Here is a 24221-nt window from a genome sequence, read left to right as displayed (position 1 = left end):
TCCGTACGTGCGCGCTGCGCACGCGCACATCGCATGCACCCGTACGTTGCGCTTGTGCATTCACACGAATGCTTTACGTCCCGCGATACGGGGAAGTCTACGAACCGGCCGACCGTCAGCAACGATACCGGCACACCCGGCGGCCCCCGTGGGACGGGGGCGTGGCCGGAAGGTAGCGTCTGCGAGGAGCGGGCCCGGGAAGGCGGTCGGGAACGCGGCCGGTGCGCGGGGCGTTCACGAAGTGACAGCTCAAGCCCTACCAGCCGGTTCAACCGCCGGACCCGGCGCGCTCAGCAGTGTGTTCAGCCGACGCCGTCGACACCGACGACACCGACCTGTTCACCGCTGCGCCCATCCGCCGTTTCGACCACAGCCGTACCTACCGCCGTACTCGACCCGCCGTACTCGACCGCCGTATCCACCAAGGGGAAGACGCACTCCTGATGCCGGACCGCAGCCTCCGCCTTCCTTCGCTCCTGCTGCGCGAGCGGAGCTCCTCTCCCACGCCTCCGCGCGAGAGCGAGGACGCCGCCGAGCGGCCCGGGCAGCCGGGGTCGTCCGGTTCGGCCGAGGACAACCCGTTCGCGCCGCCGCCGGAGGGGGCGCCCGATCGGCCGTGGCAGCCTCGGCGGCCCGCGGGCGGTCAGGGCTCCGACGGCGGGCACGGCGGCGGCCCCGGCGGGGATGGTCATTCGCCGTGGGGCAGTCAGTGGAGCGACCGGCAGCCCGGCCGCTCCACCGGTGGACATTTCGGTGAGCGCCCAAGTGGGCAGGGTCCGGGCGGTCCGGGTCAGGGCCCCGAGGGCGGTCCGGGCGCCGGAATGCGCTGGGACCCGACCGACCCCGCCCAGCGTCACGCGCGGTACGCGCTGCTCTCCGGCATGTGGGCCTTCTTCTTCGCGCTGTTCGCCTGGCCGTACGTGGCACTGCTGCTCGGCTCGCTGGCCCTGTACTGGGCGATCAGCGCGTTGCGCGCCAAGCCCCGGACGCCGGACCCGGACGCGCCGGCCCGCCCCGAGGTGAGCGGCCGCCCGCAGCGGACGGCGGCCATCAGCGGCCTTGTGACCGGGTCCCTCGCCCTGACCGTCGTGCTCGCCACGTTCACGACCCAGTTCGTCTACCGGGACTACTACACCTGCGTCGACGACGCCCTCACCACGGCCTCCGAGAAGTCCTGCAAGGAACTCCTCCCGGAGGGGCCGGTACGCGAGATGCTGGGCAGCGGGCAGTAGTCCGGCGTTTGCCCCTGCGATCTGCCGCCCCGCCGACGTACCAGCTCAAGGGGCTCGGCCCGGCGCCTTCGCTGGTTCCTTGGCCGACGCCGTCTCGTCACGGCCGACGGGGGACTGCGGCGGCGCGGCGACCTGACCTCGCGTCGCCCTGGAGAACCACGAGGACAGCGGGCGGGCCGCGGCTCGGAGCCACCGCCCCGGGCGTGAGGAGGGGCTCGCCTCGGGGTGGGGTGGAGCGGCGGAGGGCGCGGCCTTGGCGGGCCGGTCCGGGTGATCTGCGGCCGGGGCGCTTCCCCCGGCAGCACCTCGCTCGTCCGAGGGCAGGTCCGGAGGCCGGTCCACGGGCGGGTCGAGAGGCGGGTCCAAGGGCCGGTCGAGAGGCGGGTCCAAGGGCCGGTCGAGATGTCGATCCGCGTGTGCCTGGGCCGTGGACACCAGGGCGGCCAGTGACAGATCCGCGAAGCGCTCACGCGGCGCCGCGGCGTCCAACGCCTTCTCCAACTCCCACGGCCGCGAGGCGGCCACCGCCCCTCCGGGTCCCGCAGCAGTCCCGCGCTTCCGGCTCGCCACGGCCGGCTTCTTCCCGGGCCGTTCCCCTTCCGCCGTTGCCCCCTTGTCGCGTCGGAACAGGCCGCTCCTCAGGCCGCCCCCCTCGTCGCGTCGGAACACGCCGCTCGTCAGGCCGCCCGTCAGGCCGCTTCGCTCCTCGGTGGGCCTCTTCCGTGCTGTGGGCCGCCGGGCGGAGGCAGTGGCCCCTGCCGGGTCCGTGCCCCTCTGCGGGCTCGTCCTGTGTGCACGGACGCGCCACCAGCGTGAGGTGAGGGCGAGGGGCAGGGCGACGGTGGCCACCCAGGCTCCGGCCGCACCGCCGGTCTGCCACCAGGTGGGGCCGAAGTGGCTGAGCGCGGCGACTCCGAGGGGGCCGCTCGCGAGGAGGGTGAGCCCGGCGACGGTCACCGCGCACAGGGCGGCGGCGACAAGAGCCGCGGCGGCGGTACGGCGCACGGACCACGGCGCGCCCCGTTCCGCCGCCGCACGCGTCCCCGTGAACCAGCCCACGGTCACCCCGGCGGCCAGTGGTACGACCCCCACCACCCAGATCACCGGCGTACCGCCCCCCGTCGGCACCGCAGCGAGCAGCGGGAACGGCGGCAGCAGGGCGGCCGGTGCCGAAGCCGAAGCCGAGGCCGCCACCGACGCCGACGCCGACGCCGACAGGGGTGTTACGGCGTACCCGGCGCCCAGGACGAACCCGGGGCCCAGCGCATAGGCCACCGCCCACACCGCCGCGTTCGGCAGCAGCGCCACGCAGAGCATCAGTACGGCGAAACGACCCGACCACCCCTCCGTGAGCTGCGGGAACGAGGCGCGGACCGCGTCACCGTGCCCCACCAGGGACACCGCCACCAGCAGCGCCCCGCCGCCGACCAGCGCGAGCGCGCCCGCCCCGGCGGCCCGTCCCGCCGCGGTCAGCAGTTGTCGCCTGCCTTCCGTCTCCAGCACGCCACCGAGGGGCGCGGGCAGGGGCAGTGGGGGGCGCCCGTGCGCTGCCCACACCCCGGTCCCCGCCGCGAGCGCCGCCAGCGCCGGTACGCACACCACCGCCCACAACCACGAAGGCCGCAGCGCACCACCCGAGGCGTACAACGTGGCCGCACCGCCGACGGCCGTGTAGCCCGCGACGAGCCCCGTCCAGGTCGCCCGCACACTCGTCCCGTAGCCGTCCCCCGCGTGGTCGCGGGCCGAGCGGTGCAGCAGGACCAGGGGCAGCGCGAGGAGCAGCAGCGGGACGAGGCCGACGGGGGCAGGGTCGCCCGAGAGCGTGTCGGTCCGGATCAGCTCCACTCCGTGCGACAGCAGCCACAGGGCCGCCGCCACGTGCAGGGCCCCGCCCGGCCCGCTGTCCGGGTAGGGCGAGCTGATCCACAGCACCATCACCAGCGCCGCGAACGCCCCGAGGCCGAGCCCCGCCGCCAGGATTCCGCCCAGCATCCCGGCGACCAGTCGGGACGGCCGGCGGCGGGTCCGGCCGAGCAGCGGCGACAGGGCGGACAGCTGCGGCGGCGTACCGGCCGGGGAGGTCGACGGGGGCACCGGCCGGCCGTGCGGGGAGGGGTTGTCCGATGCGGTGGACGGGTCGTTCGGGTCGGTCACGTGCGTCACGTCCGCCATGCTCCCAACGACACGCGCTTTACTCGCGTAACGGGGTATTTGCGCACGTGTCGCCCACTATGTGCTTATGTGCTTTCTCGTTTGCGGGGCGGTCCCCCAGACGCACCGGAGAGCGGCCCATCAGGGTTCTCAGCGGGCTTCCGCACCACACGAGGACCACCGATGACCGGGGCCCAGGCCCCCACCGAGACTGGCGCCCCACCCGCTCCCGGTGCCGACACCGATGACGGGGCTGCGGGTGATTCCGGGGTGGATGCCGGGGCGCCGGGCGCGATTCTTGGCGAGGCGCGGGCGGACACCGTGGCCGGGGTCGAGTGGTATCAGCAGCCGCTCGGCACGGACGCCGAAGCCGCCGCCGATCCGGCGCTGGCGCCCCCGCCGCTGACGCCCGCGCAGGCTTTCGACGCCCTGTACACGTACTGCGCGCCCACCCTCGTACAGCAGACGTATCTGCTCACCGGGAGCCGTCGGCTGGCCCGCGACGCGGTCGAGCGGGCCTTCGAGCAGGCGTGGCAGCGCTGGCCGGAGGTGGCCGTGGACCGGGACCCGGCCGGCTGGGTGCGAGCCGTGGCCCACGACTGCGCCCTCTCCCCCTGGAACCGCCTGCGCCCCCACCTCCCCGCCCGCTCCCGCACCCCGGAGCCACCACCGGCGCCGGCGTCGGCGTCGGAGCCACTGGAGGAGCCGCAGCCGGCGTCGGCATCGGAGCCACTGGCGGAGCCGCAGCCGGAGTCAGGGGCCGCGGCGACGGACCCGACCGGCCGCGCCCTGCTCGCCGCGCTTCAGAAACTGCCGCCCCCGTACCGCCGCGTTCTCGTCCTCTACGACGGCGTGGGTCTGGACCTGCCGGACACGGCCGCCGAGACGGAGGCGAGCACCCCGGCGACGGCGGGACGGGTCCAGTACGCGCGCGCGGCCGTCACCGCCTGCCTCCCGGAACCCACGACGCCCGAGCGACTGCACCAGTTGCTGACAGAACTGTCGGCGGACGTCCGGCCCCGGCCGACGAGGCCGATCGTGCTGCGCACCAGGGCCGATCTGCGCGCCCAGCGCTGGATCCACGCCGCCGTCGTCCTCGCCTGCGTGCTCCTGACCACCACCGCCCTGACCCTCCGGACGGCCCCCGACCACTACGAGCCCCCGGTCCCCCCGGGCGCCCCCGTCGGCGGAGTCCCCGCGAAGGTGGTTCCCGGCCCCCTCTCCGACGCGCAGCTCGAACTCCGGGCCAGACTCAGAGCAGCGACGGCCGCGGGCCCCGAGCGACTGCACCCGGAAGCCAGATGACCCCCGGACGAGCCACCGGGCCCAGGGGCGCCGGCGGCCCACACCGGCCGGACTGCGGCCGACGACCCGTCCCGACCACCACCTGCAGCCGGGGGCACGCGCCGGGCCCCAGCCCCGGCCGCTGAGAACGCGACGGGCCCGCACCCACAGGGGGTACGGGCCCGTCCGGCCCGGCGTCGTTCGGCCGGATCCGATTCCGATTCCGATTCCGATGCCGATGCAGGTGCCGTCAGTCCGTGGGTCAGCCGCCCAGGATCTCGCGCGCGAGCTTCGCCGTCTCGGTCGGGGTCTTGCCGACCTTGACGCCGGCGGCCTCGAGGGCCTCCTTCTTCGCGGCGGCCGTACCGGAGGAACCGGAGACGATGGCGCCGGCGTGGCCCATGGTCTTGCCCTCGGGCGCGGTGAAGCCCGCGACGTAGCCGACGACCGGCTTCTTCACGTTCGCCTTGATGAAGTCGGCGGCACGCTCCTCGGCGTCGCCGCCGATCTCACCGATCATCACGATGAGGTCGGTGTCCGGGTCGGCCTCGAACGCGGCGAGCGCGTCGATGTGCGTGGTGCCGATGACCGGGTCGCCACCGATGCCGACGGCCGACGAGAAGCCGATGTCACGGAGCTCGTACATCATCTGGTAAGTCAGCGTGCCGGACTTCGAGACGAGACCGATGCGGCCCGGCTTGGTGATGTCACCGGGGATGATGCCGGCGTTCGACTGACCGGGGGTGATCAGACCGGGGCAGTTGGGACCGATGATGCGGGTCTTGTTGCCCTTCTCGACCGCGTACGCGTAGAACGCGGCGGAGTCGTGGACCGCGATGCCCTCGGTGATGACGACCGCGAGGGGGATCTCCGCGTCGATGGCCTCGACGACGGCGGCCTTGGCGAAGGCCGGCGGCACGAAGAGGACGGATACGTTCGCGCCCGTCTTCTCGATCGCCTCGGCGACGGTGCCGAAGACCGGGATCTCGGTGCCGTCGACGTCAACGGTCGTGCCCGCCTTGCGCGGGTTAACGCCACCGACGATGTTCGTGCCGTCGGCCAGCATGAGCTTGGTGTGCTTCATGCCCGTGGCACCGGTCATGCCCTGGACGATGACCTTGCTGTCCTTGTTGAGGAAGATAGCCATGGCTGTGTGTCCTCGTCCCTTACTTCGCAGCCGCGAGCTCGGCGGCCTTGTCGGCCGCGCCGTCCATGGTGTCCACGCGCTGGACCAGCGGGTGGTTGGCGTCGGAGAGGATCTTGCGACCCAGCTCGGCGTTGTTGCCGTCGAGGCGGACGACGAGGGGCTTGGTGACTTCCTCGCCCTTGTCCTTCAGCAGCTGCAGCGCCTGCACGATGCCGTTGGCGACCTCGTCGCACGCGGTGATGCCGCCGAAGACGTTGACGAAGACGGACTTGACGTCCGGGTCGCCGAGGATGATCTCCAGGCCGTTCGCCATGACGGCGGCGGAGGCGCCACCGCCGATGTCGAGGAAGTTGGCGGGCTTGACGCCACCGTGGTTCTCGCCGGCGTAGGCGACGACGTCCAGGGTGCTCATGACGAGACCCGCGCCGTTGCCGATGATGCCGACCTCACCGTCGAGCTTGACGTAGTTGAGGCCCTTCTCCTTGGCGGCGGCCTCCAGCGGGTTGGCCGACGCCTTGTCCTGGAGCTCCTCGTGCGAGGGCTGACGGAACTCGGCGTTCTCGTCCAGGGAGACCTTGCCGTCGAGGGCGATGACGTCGCCGGAGGCGACCTTCGCCAGCGGGTTGACCTCGACGAGGAGCGCGTCCTCGGCGACGAAGGTCTTCCACAGGGTGACGAGGATGTCGGCGACCTTGTCGGCGACCTCGGCCGGGAACTTCGCGGCCTCGACGATCCGGCGGGCGACCTCGGGGGTCACGCCCTCGTTGGCGTCGATCGGGGTCTTGGCGACGGCCTCGGGGCGGGTGGCCGCCACCTCCTCGATCTCCATGCCGCCCTCGACGGAGGCGATGGAGAGGAAGGTGCGGTTGGTGCGGTCGAGGAGGAAGGAGACGTAGTACTCCTCGACGATCTCCGGAGCGGTCTCGGCGATCATCACCTTGTGGACCGTGTGGCCCTTGATGTCCATGCCGAGGATGTCCGTCGCACGGGCGACGGCCTCGTCCGGGGTGGCGGCGAGCTTCACGCCGCCGGCCTTGCCTCGACCACCGACCTTCACCTGAGCCTTGACGACCGACTTGCCGCCCAGCCGCTCGGTGATCTCGCGCGCCGCCTCAGGCGTGTCGATGACTTCACCGGCCAGCACCGGTACACCGTGCTTGGCGAAGAGGTCCCTCGCCTGGTACTCGAACAGGTCCACGCGCTTCCGTCCCTATCAGTGATCGCGGTTCGTTGGATGCGTGGGCGTGCCGCGAAGGGCAACGTGACGTCCGCCGAGAGTCACAAGGGAGGCGCACACGGTGTCCGAGCGCGCGGCATGTCCGTCTCGCAGGTTATCTCTGCTTCCGGGAGCCCTCTAAATCGCATGTCACACCTGCGCGGTGATACCTGTCACATGATGCCGGGCTCACTGGCACGGCGTGCCGGGTGTGAGCCGCATGTGCTGCGTATTGCGGGGCCTCACCGGGCTGGGGTGCGCCTGGTGAGGCCCCTGTCCGGGCCCTTTCCGACGGGGAAGGGCCCGGGGCGGCGGATGATCGTCTCCCCAATGAGGACCACCCGCCCCCCTCCGCCGGCTTCCACCCGAACCTGACCGACGGTTTTCGGCCGTCCGGGTTTCCACCGCCGGAGGGAAGTACTACGAACCGCCTGCCGTCACTCGCCCGCCTTCACCGGGCTCGTCGTCCGGCTGCGCCGATCGGCCGCCGCAGGTGCGGGGCCGGGGGCCGCCGTGGGGGAGGGGGCCGGGGCCGCCGTGGGGGACGGAGGGCGGATGGACACGGTCAGAGGCCGCGCGGGACGTAGCTCGGCGTGGTCGAGTCGGCGAGGCTCTCGGCGCCGGTGACGGCGTTGCCGGCCAGCGGGGTGCCGGTCGTGCGGACGGTTCCGGTGAGGTCCTCGGCCAACGGGGCGACCTGCCCGGCGACCGGGCCGGCCTCGCCCGCGACACCGTGCGCGAAGGGGGTGACGTCATCCGCCACCTCGTACGCGAAGGGCGCCACGCCCTCGGTCACGCCGTGCGCGAAGGGCGCCACGTCACCCGCCACGCCGGACGCGAAGGGGGTGACCCCGTCCGCCATGCCGTACACGAAGGGCGCGGCGTCGGCCGCCACGCCGTCGGCCAGGCGGGTCGCGCTCCCGGCGACACCGTCGGCCACGGGCCGGACATGACCGAGGACCGCGTCCGCGACGGGCTGTACGGCACCGACCGTGCCGTCCGCGAACGGCCGCACCGCCCCGGCCGCGCTCTGCGCGAACGGCCCGGCCTCCTCCCTGACCAGCCGCCCCGCGAACGGCGCCGCGTTCTCGACGACCAACCGCTCGGCCAGAGCCGCCGCGCCCTCGGCGACCCGCTCCTCCGCGAAGCCGGCCACGTCCTCCGCGACCAGCTGCTCCGCGAAGGGCGCGATCCGCTCCCCGACGAGGCCCGTGGCCAGCGGCCCCGCCCCGCCGACGACGTCCTCGGCGAACGGCGTCACATCCCCGGCGACGCCGTACGCCACCCCGCCCGCGTCTCGAACCGCCTGCCCGGCGACGGGCAGCACCCCGTCCACGACAGTGCGCGCGACCGGCGGAAGCACCGCGTCGGTCGTGCCGTCGACGGCGTACGCGGCCACACCGGACGCGTAGGGCGGTGCGTCGGCCACGACGTGTCCGGTGAGCGCGGACGCGTCACCCGTGACCCCTTGCCCGAGTACCTCGACACCGGCCAGCGACTGGTCGGCGAGCGCGCCGGTACCGGAGACGGCGCCCCGCGCCACGCCGGTGGTACGGACGACCGCGCCGTACGCCACGTCCGTGGTGGCGGCGACGGCACCGTGGGCCTGGGCGGTGGTGTCGGCGACCGCGCCGTGCGTCAGGGCGGTGGTGTGGGTGACGGTCGTGCCGGTCAGGGTCGCGACGTCGCCGGCGGTACGGCCCGCCACCGGGGCCGCCCCGTCGACGGCCGTGCCGAGGACCGGGGGCGCGACGGCGGTGACGGTCTCGTCGACGACCGTCGTACGGACGTCCGCGATCCGGCCCGTGACGTGGGCCGGGACATCGGCGATCGTGGACCGGGCGGCCGAGGTGGTGGTGTTGACCCGCGATCGGGCCTGGTCGATCGGCGCCGTGAGCCGGGTGTGGGCCCCGTGTGCCGTGCCGCCGGCCATACCGAGGGCGGAGCCCTGGGCCGTGCCGTGGGCCGTGCCGTGGGCCGTGCCGTGGGTCGTGGTGCGGGCGGCGGTTGCCGTGCGGTCCGCGCCGGTGGTCACGGCGTGGAGGCGCTGCGCTGCCGTGCCCCGGGCGGCGTCGCCGGTGCCCCGGAGCCGGGTCCGGGCGGCGGCGAGGGCCTCCTCCAGTTCGGGGGCGAAGGCGGCCAGCGGGCCGATGAGGTAGTCGATCCCGTCACCGGGGCTCTGGGGCGCCTCGGCCGTCGCCCGGGCCGTGCCGACGGTGTACTCGGTGGTCCCGACAGCCCGGCCGGAACCCTTGCCCACGGCGTGTCGGACCTCGCCGTCGACGTAGCGCCGAGCCTGGTCCGCGGCCCCGATAGGCCGGGGCGCGGCGGTCCTCTCGGCCTGCGCGGCGACGTGGCCGCCGACGGCCCTCGCCGCGTCGTCGGACGTGGACTCCAGCCCGGCCGTGGTGTCGGCGACCGTCCCGGCCGCGCCGCTGACCTCGTCTGACGAGGTGACGTCCGAGACGCCGCCGGTGACCTCGGAGAGGGTGCCGCCCACCGTGCCGGTGACCGTGCCCAGGGTGTCGCCGACCGTGCCTGCGGCGCCCTTACCGGTGGTGTCCGTGTCGGCGGTGTCCAAGTCGGGAGCGTCCACGCTCACGTCGGGCACGGTGAGCGTCGACGCGGGCAGCTCCTCCGCGCTGGCGGCGGCGGACCCGAGCGCCCACGCGCCGGTGACACCGGCGGCTATGACGATGGAGCGGCGGATGTTCTTGTTCATGCGTACGTCAGTTCCTTCGGGATTCCGAGTCGTGGGAACCGGATGGGAAACCGCGACCGGTGCCACCGCGTGGGTTGGGGCCCGGAAGTGGGCCGGCGGTTGTGCACCGGGCGTCGTCGCCTCCGTCGCTACGACGGGCTCGCGGTACCGGTTCCAAGGGGTTTCGTCCGGGCCTCCGGAAGAGGAGGGGCGCTCCGGACGGAGGGCGGATCTGTCACGCCCCCGCTCGACGAGTGCGGCGGGGGAGGACGGCCTGCCCTATCCGGGGAACTCGGGGATGTCCCGGTGCCGCTCCCGGGTCCCGTCCGCGGGATCGACCGCGGTGGCGCCGGGCACGAGGCTCTGCGGCGCCCGGTGAAGAGAAGTGATGGCGTGCGGCTCGGCGTGGCGCGGCCCGCCGTTGTCGACCGCGGAGTGACCACCGAGGGCACCCGTGGGCACACCGTCGGGACCCTGCGGCCCGGGCGTCCGCCCGACACGCGCGTCCCCCGCCCCGGCGTCACGGCGGGGCACCGCCACGGCTGTCACGTCACCGTCGCCGGCGAACGGTCCATGCACGACGTGAGCCGAACCGACGTGCTGCGCACGGCCGCCGCCGTCACCACGTCCGGCCTTCGCGGGCCGCGCCCCGCCCGGCTCCCGAGGCGTCACGTCGACAGGCGACGTCGCCCCCGGCAACGCAGGCCAAGCAGGGGCCCCGGGCAGCTCAGGCAGTTCGGGCAGCCCCGGCCCTTCCGGCACTTCAGGGAGCCCCGGAAAACCGGGACCCCCAGGCCACGACGGCATCTGAGCCCCCGGCGGGAACGACGCCTCGTCCCCCAACCCCCGGGTCACCGACTCGACGACACCACCGACGGGCCGCAACACACCCTCGGTCACCGGCCGCGACACGCCCTCCGTCACCGGCCGCAACGCACCTTCGGTCACCGGCCGCAGAACGTCCTCGGCCACCGGCTCCAGGACGTCCTCGGTGACAGGCCGCAGCACGTCCCGGTCAACCGGAGGCGCGGCGTGTTCCGTCACGGGCCGCACCGCATGCCGTGTCACCGGCTCGACGGTGTGCCCACCGGCCGCCGGCACCACGGCACCGACCACGCCGGTGACTTCGGTGACCGAATCGGTGAGGGCGCCCACCGGATCAACAGAACCCAGATCCCCGGGAACAGCATCCGCAGGCCCCAGGCCCGCACTCCCCGTATCCCCAGCCTCCGTACCGCCAGGGCGCGTAGCACCGGCGCTCGTGTCGACCGCGGACGAAGTCGCAGCGCCCGCTGCCGCGTTCGCCTGCCCGGCGCACAGAAGCCCGAGCACGAACAGCCCGCTCACCACCAGCAGAACCCGCATCCCACGGCGCCCGGTGGCTCCGCGCAACGCGCGCAGGGCGGCACCGGCTCGGGGAAGTGCGGCTCTGGGAGTCAAGACGGGGAGGTTCCTCCCGTGCGGCTACTACGGAGTAAGGGGTGGAGATGCGAACACCCGTGTGAAGGCTGTGAAGCGTTGCCGATCCTCGCACGGACCGCCCGCCGTCGCGCAAGCCCCCCGCCGCTGATGCGTTGTCATGTCCGCTTTTCAACCTCCCCTGTCCGATTCATCTCCCTTGTCACACCGCACACTCCGGCACAGGCACCCGCACAGGTACCCGCACCGACACCGACACCGACACCGACACCGACACCGACACCGACACCGAGACCGACACCGACATCCCCGCGGTCACGCCCCCTCACGCGCTGTCCGGGATCGGCAGCGGTCGCTTCTCGATCGCCGCCGCCATCACCTCCGGGAAGAGATCGGGCGTGCAGGCGAACGCCGGTGCGCCGAGGGCGGAGAGGGCCGCCGCGTGCTCGCGGTCGTACGCGGGCGCCCCTTCGTCGGAGAGCGCGAGCAGCGTCACGAACTGCACCCCCGACGCCTTCATCGCCGCCACCCGCTTCAGCATCTCGTTCCGTATCCCGCCCTCGTAGAGGTCGCTGATCAGGACGACCACCGTCTCCGCGGGCCGGGTGATCTGCGCCTGGCAGTAGGCGAGCGCCCTGTTGATGTCCGTGCCGCCGCCGAGCTGGGTGCCGAAGAGCACGTCGACCGGGTCGTCGAGCTGGTCGGTGAGGTCGACGACCGCCGTGTCGAAGACGACGAGCCGGGTGCTGATGGACCGCATCGAGGCGAGCACCGCCCCGAACACGGACGCGTAGACGACGGACGCCGCCATCGACCCCGACTGGTCGATGCAGAGGATGACCTCCTTTTTCACCGACTGCGAGGCCCGCCCGTAACCGATGAGCCGCTCCGGCACGACCGTGCGGTACTCGGGCAGGTAGTTCTTCAGGTTGGCCGCGATCGTGCGGTTCCAGTCGATGTCGTGGTGGCGTGGCCTGCTGACCCGGGCGCTGCGGTCGAGGGCGCCGGTGAGGGTGGCCCGGGTGCGGGTCGCGAGCCGCTTCTCCAGGTCTTCGACGACCTTGCGTACGACGGCCCGCGCGGTCTCCTTCGTCGTCTCCGGCATGGCCTTGTTGAGCGAGAGGAGGGTGCCGACGAGATGGACGTCGGCCTCCACCGCCTCCAGCATCTCCGGCTCCAGCAGCAGCGTGGACAACCCGAGCCGGTCGATCGCGTCACGCTGCATGACCTGGACGACGGAGGAGGGGAAGTACGTCCGGATATCCCCGAGCCACCGCGCCACCGACGGCGCCGACGCCCCGAGCCCCGCCGAACGGTCCCTCCCCGTCCGCGGCTTGTCCCCCTTGCCGTACAGCGCGGTCAGCGCCTGGTCCATCGCCGCGTCCCGGCCGCCGAGCGCGCATCCGGTGCCGTCGGCCGAGTCCCCGCCGAGCACGAGCCGCCAGCGCCGCAACCGCTCGTCGGCCCCGCTCCCACCCGCGCCCTCGCTGGTCGCGTTCGCCGCGTCCCTGGTCCTTCTCGCCGTCATGCGCGCACCCCCGTACGAGGCCGGGCCCACAGCGGCATCACCGGCACGGTCGTCGTCGGCCGGGCTTCCGACCGTGGCCCCGGCGCGTGTCCGTGCCCTTCCCCAACGGCCACCGCGCCGGCGATCCGCCCCGTATCCCTCAGTTCGTCGTTCGTCATCCCGCCACCCCCGCGAGGTCGTTGTCGTCCGTGCGGGCCTGGTCGTCGTCCAGGCCCAGCAGCAGCCGCACCACCGGCAGCACCGCGTCCGCGCGGTCGCCGTCGAGATCGTCGGTGAAGCCCGCGGCGCCGGATCCGCCGGCCGCCGCGGCGCTCCCCCGCCCGGGGCCGCGCCGCACCAGTTCGCCCAGCGTTCTGCGCACCCCGGGCTCGTACACCGAGAACGTCCGCCGCAGCAACGGCAGTACGTCCGTGAAGGCGTCCCCCGGCACCCCGGTCAGCCAGGAGTCCACCAGCCCGAGCAGCCGTTCGTCGTGGACCAGCAGCATGCCGCCGCCCGAGCCGCCGCCTACGAACCCTTCGATCCAAGCCGCTGCGTCGGCCGGAGCCGTGCCAGGCGACAGCACGAGCCCCATGAGCCGGGCCGCCTCGTCCTGCCCCAACTCCCCGTCGTCCAGCAGGAGTCGTACCGCCCGGCCGCGGATGACACCCGGCACGGTGTCGCGCCCGGACAGCACGCGCAGGACGGAGTGCCAGCGGACCCGTATGCCACGCGTGTCACCCCGGCCGCCCAGGTCACCGCTGCCACATCGGTCACCGCTGCCACCTCTGTCACCGTGCCCGGTGCCGACGGCGTCGCCCAGCAGGCCCACCGCCGCGTGCACCGCGTCCACATGACGACGCATCTCCTGGGCCGCCTCGGCGTCGAGCGCGACGCAGGCCGGCGGGAGTCCCACGAAGATCCGCTCGGCGAGCCCGGCGGCGACCTCGGTCAGCGCCCGGGTGTCGGTGGCGCGGACGTCGCCGTAGCGCAGGGACCGGACCAGGGCGGGAAGTGCCTGGGCGAGGTGGGCGACATCGGCGTCGAGGGCGGCGCGGTCGGCGAGGACCCCCATCACCACGGGCAGGGCGTCGGTCAGTTCGGCCAGCAGGCAGTGCTCGGCGAGGGCGGTGATGTCGGCGAGCGACTGGGCGGAAAGGGCGTCCGCCTCGGCCTTCGCGGTCGCCGCCGCGAGCACGGTCGTCCCCCACACCCCGGCCTCGGCGACCCGCACCGCGAGCTCCGGTTCCCAGCGCATGCGCCAGGTCTCGCGGAACGTCCCCGTGCTGCTCCGCGACACCGTGGGCTCGCCCCACGCGATGCCGAGCAGCCGCAGCCGGTGAAGGAGTCGGCTGCGCTCCGCGTCGTTCTCCTTGCGCAGGTCGAGCTCCAGCTCCCGTTCCAGGGCCTCCGGCTTGAGGCGCAGCCGCCGCTGGAGCCGCGCCAGGTCCCGCTGCAACGGCACGGCCGGCGCCGCCGCGGGCACCTCACCCAGCACATCCCCGACCACCAGCCGGTCGTGCACCAGTGACAGGGGCACGTCCGAGCCCTCACACATCACGGCCCGTACGGCGTCGGTGGTCTCCGTGAGGCCCGGCAGGGGGCGCCCGCGCATCGCCGCGAGCGTCTCCGCCAGCCGTACCGCCTCGATGACGTGCGCGGAGGAGACGATCCGGTCCTCCTCGCGCAGCAGGCCGGCCACCTTGGTCAGCCATCGCTCCACGGGACGGTCGGGCACGCCGAACAGGTGCCCGTACCATCCCGGAGAGTCGATCCCCGCGCCGTAGCCGCTGGCCCGGGCCAGCCTCCGGTGCGTCCACGGCACCCAGGTCATGTCGGCCTTGACTTTGGGCAACCCCTTGAGCAGGGCCCGGTCGGCGGCCATGGTCCGCTTCTCCCGGAGGGCGGGCACGTGCCAGGCCCCGCACACGACGGCCACCTCGTCGTCCCCGAACTCCTTCTGCGCGGCCCGGGTCTGCAGGCGCATGTACGCCTCGCGCACCGGGTCGCGGTCATGGCCCCCGGTGCCGTACACCTCCCGCAACGCCGTCATGGCCTCCTCCAGCACGGCGAACGGCGCGAACGCGTCCCCGCCCGTCCCCCGGTGCTCGACCACGTCCTCCCACCAGCGCTCCGGGTCGTCGTAGCCGGCGGCTTCCGCGAGCGCGGCCAGCGGATCGACGCGGACCAGGTCTTCCGGGGATCCCGCACCGCCGTCCCTGGCGTCCTCCTCGACCGGCTCGGCGCCACCGCCCCCGCTCCGCTCCTCGGCCTCCTCGGGTACGGCGCCCTCCGGTGCTCCCTTGCCGTCCGCACCCGGTACCGGGGCGTCCACCGCGGACACCGACCCCTCCGACCCCGGCTCCTCCGCCCCCGAGGTCGGTCCGTCCGGCTCGGCTGCCGTGTCCTCCCGCCCCCAGGCGAGCGTGTGCGTCGCCGGGAGGTCGATGAAGCGGGCGGGGACCTCGTGCTCCAGGGCCCAGCGGATGGCCACCCACTCGGGGGAGAACTCGGCGAAGGGCCAGAACGCGGAGCGGCCGGGCTCGTCGACCGCGTGGCCGAGGAGGGCGACCGGGGGCCGCATGTCCTCGTCGGCGGCGAGCGGGATCAGGGCGTCGGCCTCCGGCGGGCCCTCGATCAGCACGACCCGGGGCCGGGCCGCCTCCAGCGCGGCCCGCACCGCCCGCGCCGAGCCCGGTCCGTGGTGCCGTACCCCGAGGAGCAGTGGCCCGGCGCCGGACGGCCGCGGGCCCGCCGGGGGCTCCTGCCGGGCCGTCACGCGCTCACCTCGCGGCAGGCGCGGTAGAAGTCGGTCCAGCCGTCGCGCTCGCGAACGACCGCCTCCAGGTACTCCTGCCAGATGACACGGTCGGCGGCCGGGTCGCGGACGACGGCGCCGAGGATGCCCGCGGCCACGTCGGAGGGGCGCAGGACGCCGTCACCGAAATGGGCGGCGAGCGCCAGCCCGTTGGTGACGACGGAGATCGCCTCGGCGGTGGAGAGTGTGCCGCTGGGCGACTTCAGCTTCGTACGGCCGTCCGTGGTGACGCCGTCGCGCAGTTCGCGGAAGACGGTGACGACCCGGCGGATCTCGTCGATGCCGTCCGGCACGGCCGGCAGGTCGAGAGAGCGGCCGATCTGGTCGACGCGGCGCGAGACGATCTCGACCTCGGCGTCGGCGCTCTCCGGCAGCGGCAGCACGACGGTGTTGAAGCGGCGGCGCAGGGCGCTCGACAGGTCGTTGACCCCGCGGTCGCGGTCGTTGGCCGTGGCGATCAGGTTGAAGCCGCGGACGGCCTGTACTTCCTGACCCAACTCCGGGATGGGCAGGGTCTTCTCGGACAGGATCGTGATCAGGGTGTCCTGGACGTCGGCCGGGATGCGGGTCAGTTCCTCGACGCGGGCGGTCATGCCCTCGGACATGGCGCGCATGACGGGGCTGGGCACGAGGGCGTCGCGGCTCGGGCCGTGGGCGAGCAGCTGCGCGTAGTTCCAGCCGTAGCGGATCGCCTCCTCCGGGGTGCCGGCGGTGCCCTGCACGAGCAGGGTCGAGTCGCCGCTGACGGCCGCCGCGAGGTGCTCGGAGACCCAGGTCTTGGCGGTACCGGGCACACCGAGCAGCAGCAGGGCGCGGTCGGTGGCGAGGGTGGTGACGGCGACCTCGACGATGCGGCGCGGGCCGACGTACTTGGGTGTGATCACCGTGCCGTCCGGAAGCGTCCCGCCGAGCAGATACGTGGCGACCGCCCACGGCGACAGCTTCCAGCGGACCGGGCGGGGGCGGTCGTCCTGGGCCGCGAGCGCGGCGAGTTCATGGGCGAAGGCGTGCTCGGCGTGCGGGCGCAGTTCCTCGCCGCCCGCCGGCGCACGCTGGGCGCGCGCATCCGTGTGCGCTTCCGTGTGCGCGTTCGCGGGCGCGGACTGGTTGCGGCTCGGGTCGACAGTGGTCGTTTCTACGGACGCAGGCATGGCTGAGTCCCCCTCCAGCTCGGCCGGTTCGGATCTGCTGACCACACTGCACCACGCCACTGACAATCCAGTCTGACCTGCGGAAATCCATTGGCGCAAGCCAATTGTCAGTGGTGGGATCTACCTTCGGAACATGACTCAGCAGGGGGTGCGCTGGACGGCTGAGCAGGTGCTGGCACTGGCACCTGACGCAGCCTCGCGCAAAGCCGGAAGCAAACTCGCCGCGGCCGGACCGTGGTCGCAGGCGGGCACTTCGGACGAGGGGACGGTGTGGGGACTGTGCAAAGGCAGTGGCAGCAAGCCGTATCAGACTGTGGTCGACGTCGCGGACTCATCCGGGCCCGCGTACAAGTGCAGTTGTCCGAGCCGCAAATTCCCGTGCAAGCACGCGCTGGGACTGCTGCTGCTCTGGGCGGGCGACGCCGGTGCGGTGCCGCCTGGGCAGGCGCCGGACTGGGCGGAGCAGTGGCTGGAAGGCCGCCGCAGGCGCGCAGCGGAGAGGACGACGAGGACGGGCGCGGCATCTGGGGCCACGTCCGCTGACCCCGAGGCGGCGCGGCGCCGGGCCGAGCGGCGCGCCGAGCGCATCACCGCGGGCGCGACCGAGCTCGAACAGCGCCTGACCGACCTGCTCCGCGGCGGCCTCGCCGCCGCGGAGCAGGCGGGATACGGCCTGTGGGAGGAGACGGCCGCCCGCATGGTCGACGCGCAGGCTCCCGGACTCGCCGCGCGGGTACGGGAATTGGGGGCGATACCGGGATCGGGCACGGGATGGCCGGTCCGGCTCCTGGAAGAGTGCGCCCTCCTCCACCTGCTCGACCAGGGCTGGCTGCGCCGCGAGAGCCTCCCGGAGGGCCTCGCGGCGACGGTCCGCTCCCGTGTCGGCCTGCCGGGCTCGGCGGACGGGCCCCCGGTCCGTGACCGCTGGCTGGCCCTCGCCCAGTACGACACGTCCGACTCCCGCCTCACCACGCGCCGTATCTGGCTCCACGGCGCCGAGTCGGGCCGTACGGCCCTGCTCCTGTCGTACGGGGCCGCGGGCCGCGCGCCCGAGCTGTCGCTGCCGGTGGGCCTGGCGTTCGAGGCGGAGGTGTCGGCGTACCCGGGCGGCGGGCAGCTCAGAGCGGCCCTGGGCGAGCGGTTCACGGCGCCCGCACCCGCGGACATCCGGCCACCCGGAGTGACTCCGGCCGAGGCGGCCACCCGTTACGGCGAAGCCCTACGGGACGACCCGTGGCTCGACTCGTACCCGGTCACGCTCGCCCGGGTGACACCCACCCCGGTCGGCGACTCCTGGCAGTTGGCGGACCCGGAAGGCGACCTGGCCCTGCCGATCACTCCGTCCGCCCGCTCACGCCCCGGCCTGTGGCGCCTCGTCGCCCTGTCCGGGGGCGCCCCCGTCACGGTCTTCGGCGAGTGCGGCCACCGGGGCTTCACTCCGCTGACGGCGTGGCCGGAGGAGCCGTCGGGACAGGCGGTGGCCCTGTGCTGAGGGCAGGACCTGTGGTGAGGGGAGGACCTGTGCTGAAGGGAGGACCTGTGCTGAAGGGAGGACCTGTGCTGAAGGGAGGACCTGTGCTGAAGGAAAGCCCTGTGGTGAAGGAAGGCGGCACCGCGCTCGCGAGCACCGGCCGACCGGCCGGGCCCGTCCACCCGGCCGTCCCCGTACGGAAGGAACTGTCATGAGGAGCACGTCAACCGCGCAGGCGGGCGCCGCCTGGGAGGAGCTCGTCACGACAGCTCTGCTCGGCACCGACCGCCGTACGCCTCCGGTGTCGGCGTCCGGCCGGGAAGCGCCCGTGGCCCTGCTGGACGCGGCGGCGGTGGAGACCGTGCGGCGCAGGGCGGGGCTGCGGCCCGTGCGGGCGGCGGCGCGACCGGAGCCCGCCGCACCGGACAGGCGACCCCCGTTGCCGCCGGCGGCGGCCCGCCGGTTGGCGACGCTGCTGACGGACCGGCCCGGCACGGGCGGCGGTCGCCGGGGCACGGCGCCGGACCTGATGGAGCTGCTGCCCCAGTGGCTGGCGCTGGCCAACGCGCACGGGTACGCGGCGCCGCCGGAGATGCTGCCGGCGCTGCTCGACGCGGCGCGCGGCCGTACGGATCTGCGAACCGCGGCCCTGTCCTTCGCGGGCACGCGCGCGTTGTGGCTGGCCCGACTGAACACGGACTGGCGTTTCGCACTGCGGGCCGCGCCCGGTGGTGGTTCGACGCTGCCCGGCGCGGACGAACCGGAGCGCGTACAACGCCTCTGGCACGAGGGCCTGTTCGCCGAGCGAGTGGCGCTGCTCACCGCCCTGCGCGCCCAGGACGCGGGTGCTGCAAGGGAGTTGCTGGTCACCACCTGGCCGACGGAACGAGCCGAGGACCGGTTGATGTTCCTCGACTCGCTCCGGACGGGGCTGGGCGAGGCGGACGAGCCCTTCCTGGAGGGCGCGCTGTCCGATCGCAGCCGCAATGTGCGGGCCACCGCCGCGGAGTTGCTGTCCGCGCTGCCGACCTCGGCACTGGCCGGCCGGATGGCGCGGCGGGCGACCGCGTGCGTGGCCGTGGACCGTACGGGCGACACACCCACGATCGTGGTCGAGGCGCCGCACGAGTGCGACCCGGGCATGGAACGGGACGGTGTCCAGCCCAAGGCGCCGACAGGCCGGGGTGAACGGTCCTGGTGGCTGGGCCAGTTGGTGGAGGCGGCACCGCTGGACGCCTGGTCGGCGCGGCTCGGCGGTCGTACACCGGAGGAGATCGTGGCTCTGCCGGTCGCGGACGACTGGCAGGCGGAGCTGCACGGCGCCTGGTGCAGGGCGGCGGTTCGCCAGCGCGATCCCCGCTGGTCACGGGCGCTGTTGGGGGCGCCCGCCACTCCCGAGGCGGGCGGGCCGGGGGCCGTGTCGCTGGCCGAGCGGGCGAAGCTCCTGGCGGCGTTGGACGCCGACGAACGGGCCGAGTGGGTCGCCGGGTTCATCGGGACGCACGGCCTGTCGGAGGCGTTCCAGCTGCTCGGCGTGTGCGACGTGCCGTGGGCGCCGCCGCTGGGCCGGGCCGTGGTGGACGCCCTGGACATCGCGCGGGACGCCGGCAGTTACCCCTGGAGCTTCAGCGGGGTGATGGGCCTGGCCGAGCGATGCCTGGACCCGGACGAGGCCGTGCGCCTCGAACCGCTCACCGCGGCCACGGAGGAACAGGAGGACGCGGCGCCCGGCGCCGGGGGCTACTGGGCAGAGGCGTTCCAGCGCCTGGCGACGACGCTGCGGCTGCGCGCGACGATGAGAGCGGAGTTGGCTCCGCCGGGTACGCCGGGCGCCTCGTAGCTCGGGGCTGCCGGGTTCATGGGCGGGTGCGGGTGGGGTGGGGTTTCTCGCGCAGTTCCCCGCGCCCCTGAAAAGCGGGGGCTGCGCCCCACGCTTTTCGCCGCAGAGGTACCCGCGACCCGCCCCCAGACGCCCCACCACGCGGTGCCAGCCGCGAAGCCGCCCCCGTATCCCCAGCGGATCTCGGGGGCGGCGGACCCGGCGGGGCGGTTACGCGCCCGCCGGCTGTCGGACGTTCGCCCGTACCCAGTCCACGATCGACGCCGTCGTCGCCCCGGGGGTGAAGATCTCGGCGACACCCTTCTCCTTGAGGGGCGGGATGTCGGCCTCGGGGATGATGCCGCCGCCGAAGACGAGGATGTCCTCGGCGTCGCGCTCCTTGAGGAGCTCGATCACGGCCGCGAAAAGCGTGTTGTGGGCCCCCGAGAGAATGGAGAGTCCGATCGCGTCGGCGTCCTCCTGGATCGCGGTGTCGACGATCTGCTCCGGCGTCTGGTGCAGGCCGGTGTAGATGACCTCCATACCGGCGTCACGCAGCGCCCGCGCGATCACCTTGGCCCCGCGATCGTGGCCGTCGAGCCCCGGCTTGGCCACCACCACGCGGATCGGACCGGCTGCCACACCCATCACTGCCTCCATGAAACGACTACACCCATCCGTAACAGAGCACGGCCGTCAATACCGCACGTACCGCGAAACCCGCACATATCACTACCCGTCGCACCGGGCACGTCCGCATGTCATCAGTTCCGCAGAACGACCACCCGCACCACATACCGGGGAAGTGAACGAACGTTATCCCCAGCATCCCGCAACCGGCAGTTTCGCGGTGGAGACCGAGGGGGAAATCACACGATGGGACACGTTCGCCGCGCACTGTTCCCGGTTCTCGCGGCTCACGCGTCGCGGGGATCGAGGTGCCACGGCAGTCCTGCCGGGCACCTCAGCCCCGTGCCGCGCGCGTCACGAACGGAAACGTGCGCACAGGAGGGCCGTCAGCAAGGCGCCGCACCACCCCCGCCGTTCACGGGAGCCACGGCGGTGGGGGATCGACGCCGGCGGACGGTGGACGGCAGGACAGCGGGGGCCAGAAGGAACATCCACGGCTCCCGTGGCGTCACCGGCGCCTCATGCGCCGCGTACGCACCACGCGTTGCAGGATCGGAAGCATCCGGACACCCCGGATGTGGGCGGACGCACCAAGCGCCGCGGATGACCCGGTTTCGCGTCCAGCCGACCGCCGCTCGCGCCGCGGGCTCTCCACTAGGGCATACGGGGGGACGCCGGCCGTCCGACCGTCTGCCGACGGGAGGGTCGGGCATGAAGGTCACCAGGGCGGCAGCGCCCCTTCTTCCGCTCTGTGAGCGACTCCTGCCCGCCAGGCTGGCGGGCCTTTCGGTGGCCCTCCTCAAGGCGACCGCCCTGGAACTGGCGATCCTCGCCGGACATCTCCTGCTCTACCCGTCCGGGATCGTCCAGGAGCGCCGGATCACCCCCGCGCCCCTTCCGGCGGACGCGCCCCGGCTGCCGACGGAGGACAAGCCCCCGGTCGTCCTCCTGCACGGTTTCATCGACAACCGCTCCGTGTTTGTCCTGCTGCGCCGCGCCCTCGCCCAGGACGGCGGCCGGCATGTGGAGTCCCTCAACTACTCGCCTCTGACCTGCGACATCCGCGTCGCCGCCGAGCTGCTCGGCCGGCACATCGAGGACATCTGCGAGCGCACCGGCCGGGAGCGGGTGGACATCGTCGGGCACAGTCTGGGCGGACTGATCGCGCGGTACTACGTGCAGCGGCTCGGCGGCGACCACCGGATCCGTACGCTCGTCACCCTCGGCACTCCGCACGGCGGCACCCAGGTGGCGCCCCTGGCGAACGCGCACCCGATCGTCCGGCAGATGCGGCCGGGTTCGGACGTGCTGGAGGAGTTGCGCGCGCCGGCGCCGGGCTGCCGTACGCATTTCGTGGCGTTCTGGAGCGATCTGGACCATGTGATGGTCCCCGTGGAGACCGCCTGCATCGACCACCCGGACCTCATGATGCGCAACGTCCAGGTCACCGGCATCGGTCACCTCGCCCTGCCCGTGCACCCCACCGTCGCCCACGAGGTCCGCCAGGCGCTGGACGCGGCCCCGACGGCGACCCGCCCCGCCGGCCTGACCGTGGCGTGACAGCGGCAACGGCGCGACAGCGCCTGCGGCGCGACCCCTGCTCTCCGCACGACCCCCAAACCGACCGCGGTGAGCGCACCGCCTCCGCCGCGACCCGACCACAGGGTGACAACTAGGGGCACATGGGCGTAAACACGGCGCGCGTCCGCACGCCCCCGCCACGCGCCGGACCCGCGACACCCTTCCACTCGGCATCCACGCGCCCCACGGCCGACCCACCCACACGTCGAGGAGCGCCCGCAACCCCGGAACTCGGCCGCCTCACAGGCCCCGCACAGCCACGAGTTATCGAACAAACTTCGAACGCAAAGCCAAACTCGTACCCACAGACCGCCGAAAGACGCTCGAATGCCCGTTTCCTGCGGCCGTGAAACCCGTTGAAGATTGTCGCGCCCGCGTACCGCCGGGTACAGTCGCCGCACTGCTCTGCCAGCCCCTGTCGTCGAGGCGAAAGAGAAGTTGGTGAACGATCGTCACCCGTCGGGGACCGCAACATCCCCGGCTCCGGCCTCCGATGCCGACCCGGCGCACTACGCGTCGTACGGCCACCAGGGAGCCAGTTACGGCGACTTCACCACGTACGGCGATCACTCCGCCACTGGTTTTGACTCCGCCACGGGTGCCCAGACAAACGCCACCGGAACCTTCGAAGCCGACCCTCTTTTCGGCGACCTTCCCGGCAGCGACTCGGGCACCGGCTCCTACGACGCCTCCCAGTGGTCCACGGGCAGCCACCAGACGCTGAACTACGACCCGTACGCCGCGCAGCACCAAGCCGCGTACGACACGGGCAACTACGACACGACGGCCTGGTCCGCGGGTTACGAGCACCTCGCCCAGGTTCCGTCCCAGTCGGCGGGGCCGGACACCAGCGGCCAGTGGGACGCGAGCGGCTGGCTCCAGGCGGAACAGCTCGGTCAGACGGATCAGTTGGACGCCGACCAGACCCAGCAGTGGGTGGGGGTGCAACACTTCGCGACGGGCGTGTTCGACGCCACGCAGTGGAACACCGACGGTGCGGCGGACGAGCACGACGGCAGCGCGTCCGAGTCGTACGACCACGGGGACAGCGCCCCCGAGTCACCCGAGACGCACGAGCACCCCTCCCCCGAGGCCGTGGAGTTCGCCCAGCAGGCGACCGCCACCTTCGAGTCGATCGCCGGATTCGACCAGGACCAAGCCCCGTCCGAAGACGGTGAGTTCGAGCCCGGCGGTGCCGCGCTCCTCGACGACCAGGAGGAGGTCACCCCGACCGCCACCGCGAGCGCCGGCCCGGGCCGGGCGGCCGCTCGCGCGGCCTCGCGCTCACGTCGCCGCGCTCCGGCCAAACGTTCCGCCCTGCTGACCGTGGCCGTCCCGTCGGCGTGCGTGATGGGTGTCGCGGGCATCGCGGCGGCCTCCGTGGGCGTCGGCGGTGGCGAGACGGAGACGACGGCGGCGACCAAGTCGGACGCCACCGCCGTCAAGCCGTCCACGGCCAACAACCAGCTCGACACCCAGCTGGAGAACCTGTCCGCCGAGGCCGACGACTTCGCCGACCGGGCGAGCCGCACACAGGAGCGCATCGACCTCAAGGCCCAGCAGGAGCTGGAGCAGAAGAAGGCGGCGGCCGAGGCGGCCCGCAAGGAACGACTGCGGCCGAAGTTCGCACTGCCGGTCGCCCGGCACGGGCTCAGCGCGTACTACGGGCAGTCCGGCGTCAACTGGATGTCGCTGCACACCGGTATCGACTTCCCCGTCTCGTACGGCACGCCCGTGATGGCCGCGACCGACGGCACCGTGCGCACGCAGTGGAACCCGGCCTACGGCAACATGGTCATCGTGACCGCCAAGGACGGCACGGAGACCTGGTACTGCCACCTCTCCACGTACAAGGTCGCCTCCGGTGCGACGGTCAAGGCCGGAGATGTCATCGCCTACTCGGGCAACTCGGGCAACTCGACCGGCCCGCACCTGCACTTCGAGGTCCACCCCGCGGGCGGCTCGGCCATAGACCCCCTGCCGTGGCTGCGCAGCCACGGACTGGACCCGACGTAACCGTCGCCGACCGGCACCAACACGACAACCGGGCCCCTGCTGAGCAGGGGCCCGAGTCATGTCACCGGAGGCGGAGGC

General features: G+C 73.3%; 15 protein-coding genes. 6 read left to right on the top strand and 9 right to left on the bottom strand.

The features are described from left to right. Positions 1-443: 443 nt before the first annotated feature. Positions 444-1232: a hypothetical protein gene (locus ACZ4Z2_RS12305; RefSeq protein ID WP_468075109.1), complete on the top strand. Its 789-nt coding sequence runs from the start codon at positions 444-446 to the stop codon at positions 1230-1232. A 45-nt stretch (positions 1233-1277) separates the two neighbouring features. Here ACZ4Z2_RS12305 and ACZ4Z2_RS12300 read toward each other — a convergent pair whose 3' ends face one another. Beyond that, a complete protein-coding gene (locus ACZ4Z2_RS12300; RefSeq protein ID WP_468074971.1) occupies positions 1278-3404 on the bottom strand; it encodes a cell division protein PerM in 2127 nt (708 codons plus the stop codon). A gap of 249 nt (positions 3405-3653) precedes the next feature. On the opposite strand from ACZ4Z2_RS12300, the gene ACZ4Z2_RS12295 reads away from it, so the two are divergent. After that, positions 3654-4688, top strand: coding sequence for an RNA polymerase sigma factor (locus tag ACZ4Z2_RS12295; RefSeq protein WP_468074969.1), 1035 nt, complete (start codon positions 3654-3656; stop codon positions 4686-4688). 241 nt (positions 4689-4929) lie between these two features. Here the strand turns inward: ACZ4Z2_RS12295 and sucD are convergent, their stop codons facing one another. The 7 genes from sucD to ACZ4Z2_RS12260 all read right to left on the bottom strand — a co-directional run bounded on the left by sucD (position 4930) and on the right by ACZ4Z2_RS12260 (position 16626). Continuing rightward, entirely contained in the window at positions 4930-5814 is an 885-nt protein-coding gene (gene sucD / locus ACZ4Z2_RS12290) for a succinate--CoA ligase subunit alpha (RefSeq protein WP_055523184.1), read from the bottom strand. 19 nt (positions 5815-5833) lie between these two features. Then, complete coding sequence (gene sucC, locus ACZ4Z2_RS12285; RefSeq protein WP_468074967.1) at positions 5834-7012, bottom strand: ADP-forming succinate--CoA ligase subunit beta; 1179 nt, start codon at positions 7010-7012, stop codon at positions 5834-5836. A gap of 583 nt (positions 7013-7595) precedes the next feature. After that, positions 7596-9752, bottom strand: a complete 2157-nt coding sequence (locus ACZ4Z2_RS12280; protein WP_468074965.1) for a hypothetical protein — start codon at positions 9750-9752, stop codon at positions 7596-7598. A 258-nt stretch (positions 9753-10010) separates the two neighbouring features. Continuing rightward, positions 10011-11096 (bottom strand): hypothetical protein, encoded by a 1086-nt coding sequence (locus ACZ4Z2_RS12275; protein WP_468074964.1) that lies wholly within the window; start codon positions 11094-11096, stop codon positions 10011-10013. 379 nt (positions 11097-11475) lie between these two features. Then, complete coding sequence (locus ACZ4Z2_RS12270; protein WP_468074962.1) at positions 11476-12678, bottom strand: vWA domain-containing protein; 1203 nt, start codon at positions 12676-12678, stop codon at positions 11476-11478. 154 nt (positions 12679-12832) lie between these two features. Continuing rightward, positions 12833-15454 carry a DUF5682 family protein gene (locus ACZ4Z2_RS12265; RefSeq protein ID WP_468075107.1) on the bottom strand — a complete coding sequence of 874 codons (2622 nt, stop codon included), beginning with the start codon at positions 15452-15454 and terminating at the stop codon, positions 12833-12835. Beyond that, the gene (locus tag ACZ4Z2_RS12260) at positions 15433-16626 is read right to left on the bottom strand and encodes an ATP-binding protein (RefSeq protein ID WP_468074961.1); all 1194 of its coding nucleotides are present in this window, start codon (positions 16624-16626) and stop codon (positions 15433-15435) included. The genes ACZ4Z2_RS12265 and ACZ4Z2_RS12260 overlap by 22 nt, the downstream gene beginning before the upstream one ends. A 133-nt stretch (positions 16627-16759) precedes the next feature. Here ACZ4Z2_RS12260 and ACZ4Z2_RS12255 point away from each other — a divergent pair, with 133 nt between their 5' ends. Then, complete coding sequence (locus ACZ4Z2_RS12255) at positions 16760-18118, top strand: SWIM zinc finger family protein (protein ID WP_468074959.1); 1359 nt, start codon at positions 16760-16762, stop codon at positions 18116-18118. A 190-nt stretch (positions 18119-18308) separates the two neighbouring features. Then, positions 18309-19937, top strand: a complete 1629-nt coding sequence (locus ACZ4Z2_RS12250) for a DUF5691 domain-containing protein (RefSeq protein WP_468074957.1) — start codon at positions 18309-18311, stop codon at positions 19935-19937. A gap of 210 nt (positions 19938-20147) precedes the next feature. Here ACZ4Z2_RS12250 and ACZ4Z2_RS12245 read toward each other — a convergent pair whose 3' ends face one another. After that, a complete protein-coding gene (locus ACZ4Z2_RS12245) occupies positions 20148-20564 on the bottom strand; it encodes a cobalamin B12-binding domain-containing protein (protein WP_059127249.1) in 417 nt (138 codons plus the stop codon). A gap of 693 nt (positions 20565-21257) precedes the next feature. Between ACZ4Z2_RS12245 and ACZ4Z2_RS12240 the strand changes: the two genes are divergently transcribed. Continuing rightward, positions 21258-22106 carry a lipase family alpha/beta hydrolase gene (locus ACZ4Z2_RS12240; protein ID WP_468074955.1) on the top strand — a complete coding sequence of 283 codons (849 nt, stop codon included), beginning with the start codon at positions 21258-21260 and terminating at the stop codon, positions 22104-22106. 462 nt (positions 22107-22568) lie between these two features. Next, entirely contained in the window at positions 22569-24143 is a 1575-nt protein-coding gene (locus ACZ4Z2_RS12235) for a M23 family metallopeptidase (protein WP_468074953.1), read from the top strand. The last annotated feature ends 78 nt before the right edge of the window (positions 24144-24221 follow it).

It is taken from the genome of Streptomyces sp. NPDC030183 (assembly GCF_055573455.1).
The sequence above is the reverse complement of the archived record's forward strand: the minus strand, read 5'-3'. Positions and strand labels throughout refer to the sequence as shown.

Coding starts and splice junctions, on each gene's coding strand:
- ACZ4Z2_RS12305 (WP_468075109.1), top strand. CDS start 444: ATGCCGGACCGCAGCCTCCGCCTTCCTTCGCTCCTGCTGCGCGAGCGG.
- ACZ4Z2_RS12300 (WP_468074971.1), bottom strand. CDS start 3,404: ATGGCGGACGTGACGCACGTGACCGACCCGAACGACCCGTCCACCGCA.
- sucD (WP_055523184.1), bottom strand. CDS start 5,814: ATGGCTATCTTCCTCAACAAGGACAGCAAGGTCATCGTCCAGGGCATG.
- ACZ4Z2_RS12280 (WP_468074965.1), bottom strand. CDS start 9,752: ATGAACAAGAACATCCGCCGCTCCATCGTCATAGCCGCCGGTGTCACC.
- ACZ4Z2_RS12275 (WP_468074964.1), bottom strand. CDS start 11,096: ATGCGGGTTCTGCTGGTGGTGAGCGGGCTGTTCGTGCTCGGGCTTCTG.
- ACZ4Z2_RS12270 (WP_468074962.1), bottom strand. CDS start 12,678: ATGACGGCGAGAAGGACCAGGGACGCGGCGAACGCGACCAGCGAGGGC.
- ACZ4Z2_RS12260 (WP_468074961.1), bottom strand. CDS start 16,626: ATGCCTGCGTCCGTAGAAACGACCACTGTCGACCCGAGCCGCAACCAG.
- ACZ4Z2_RS12255 (WP_468074959.1), top strand. CDS start 16,760: ATGACTCAGCAGGGGGTGCGCTGGACGGCTGAGCAGGTGCTGGCACTG.
- ACZ4Z2_RS12250 (WP_468074957.1), top strand. CDS start 18,309: ATGAGGAGCACGTCAACCGCGCAGGCGGGCGCCGCCTGGGAGGAGCTC.
- ACZ4Z2_RS12245 (WP_059127249.1), bottom strand. CDS start 20,564: ATGGGTGTGGCAGCCGGTCCGATCCGCGTGGTGGTGGCCAAGCCGGGG.
- ACZ4Z2_RS12240 (WP_468074955.1), top strand. CDS start 21,258: ATGAAGGTCACCAGGGCGGCAGCGCCCCTTCTTCCGCTCTGTGAGCGA.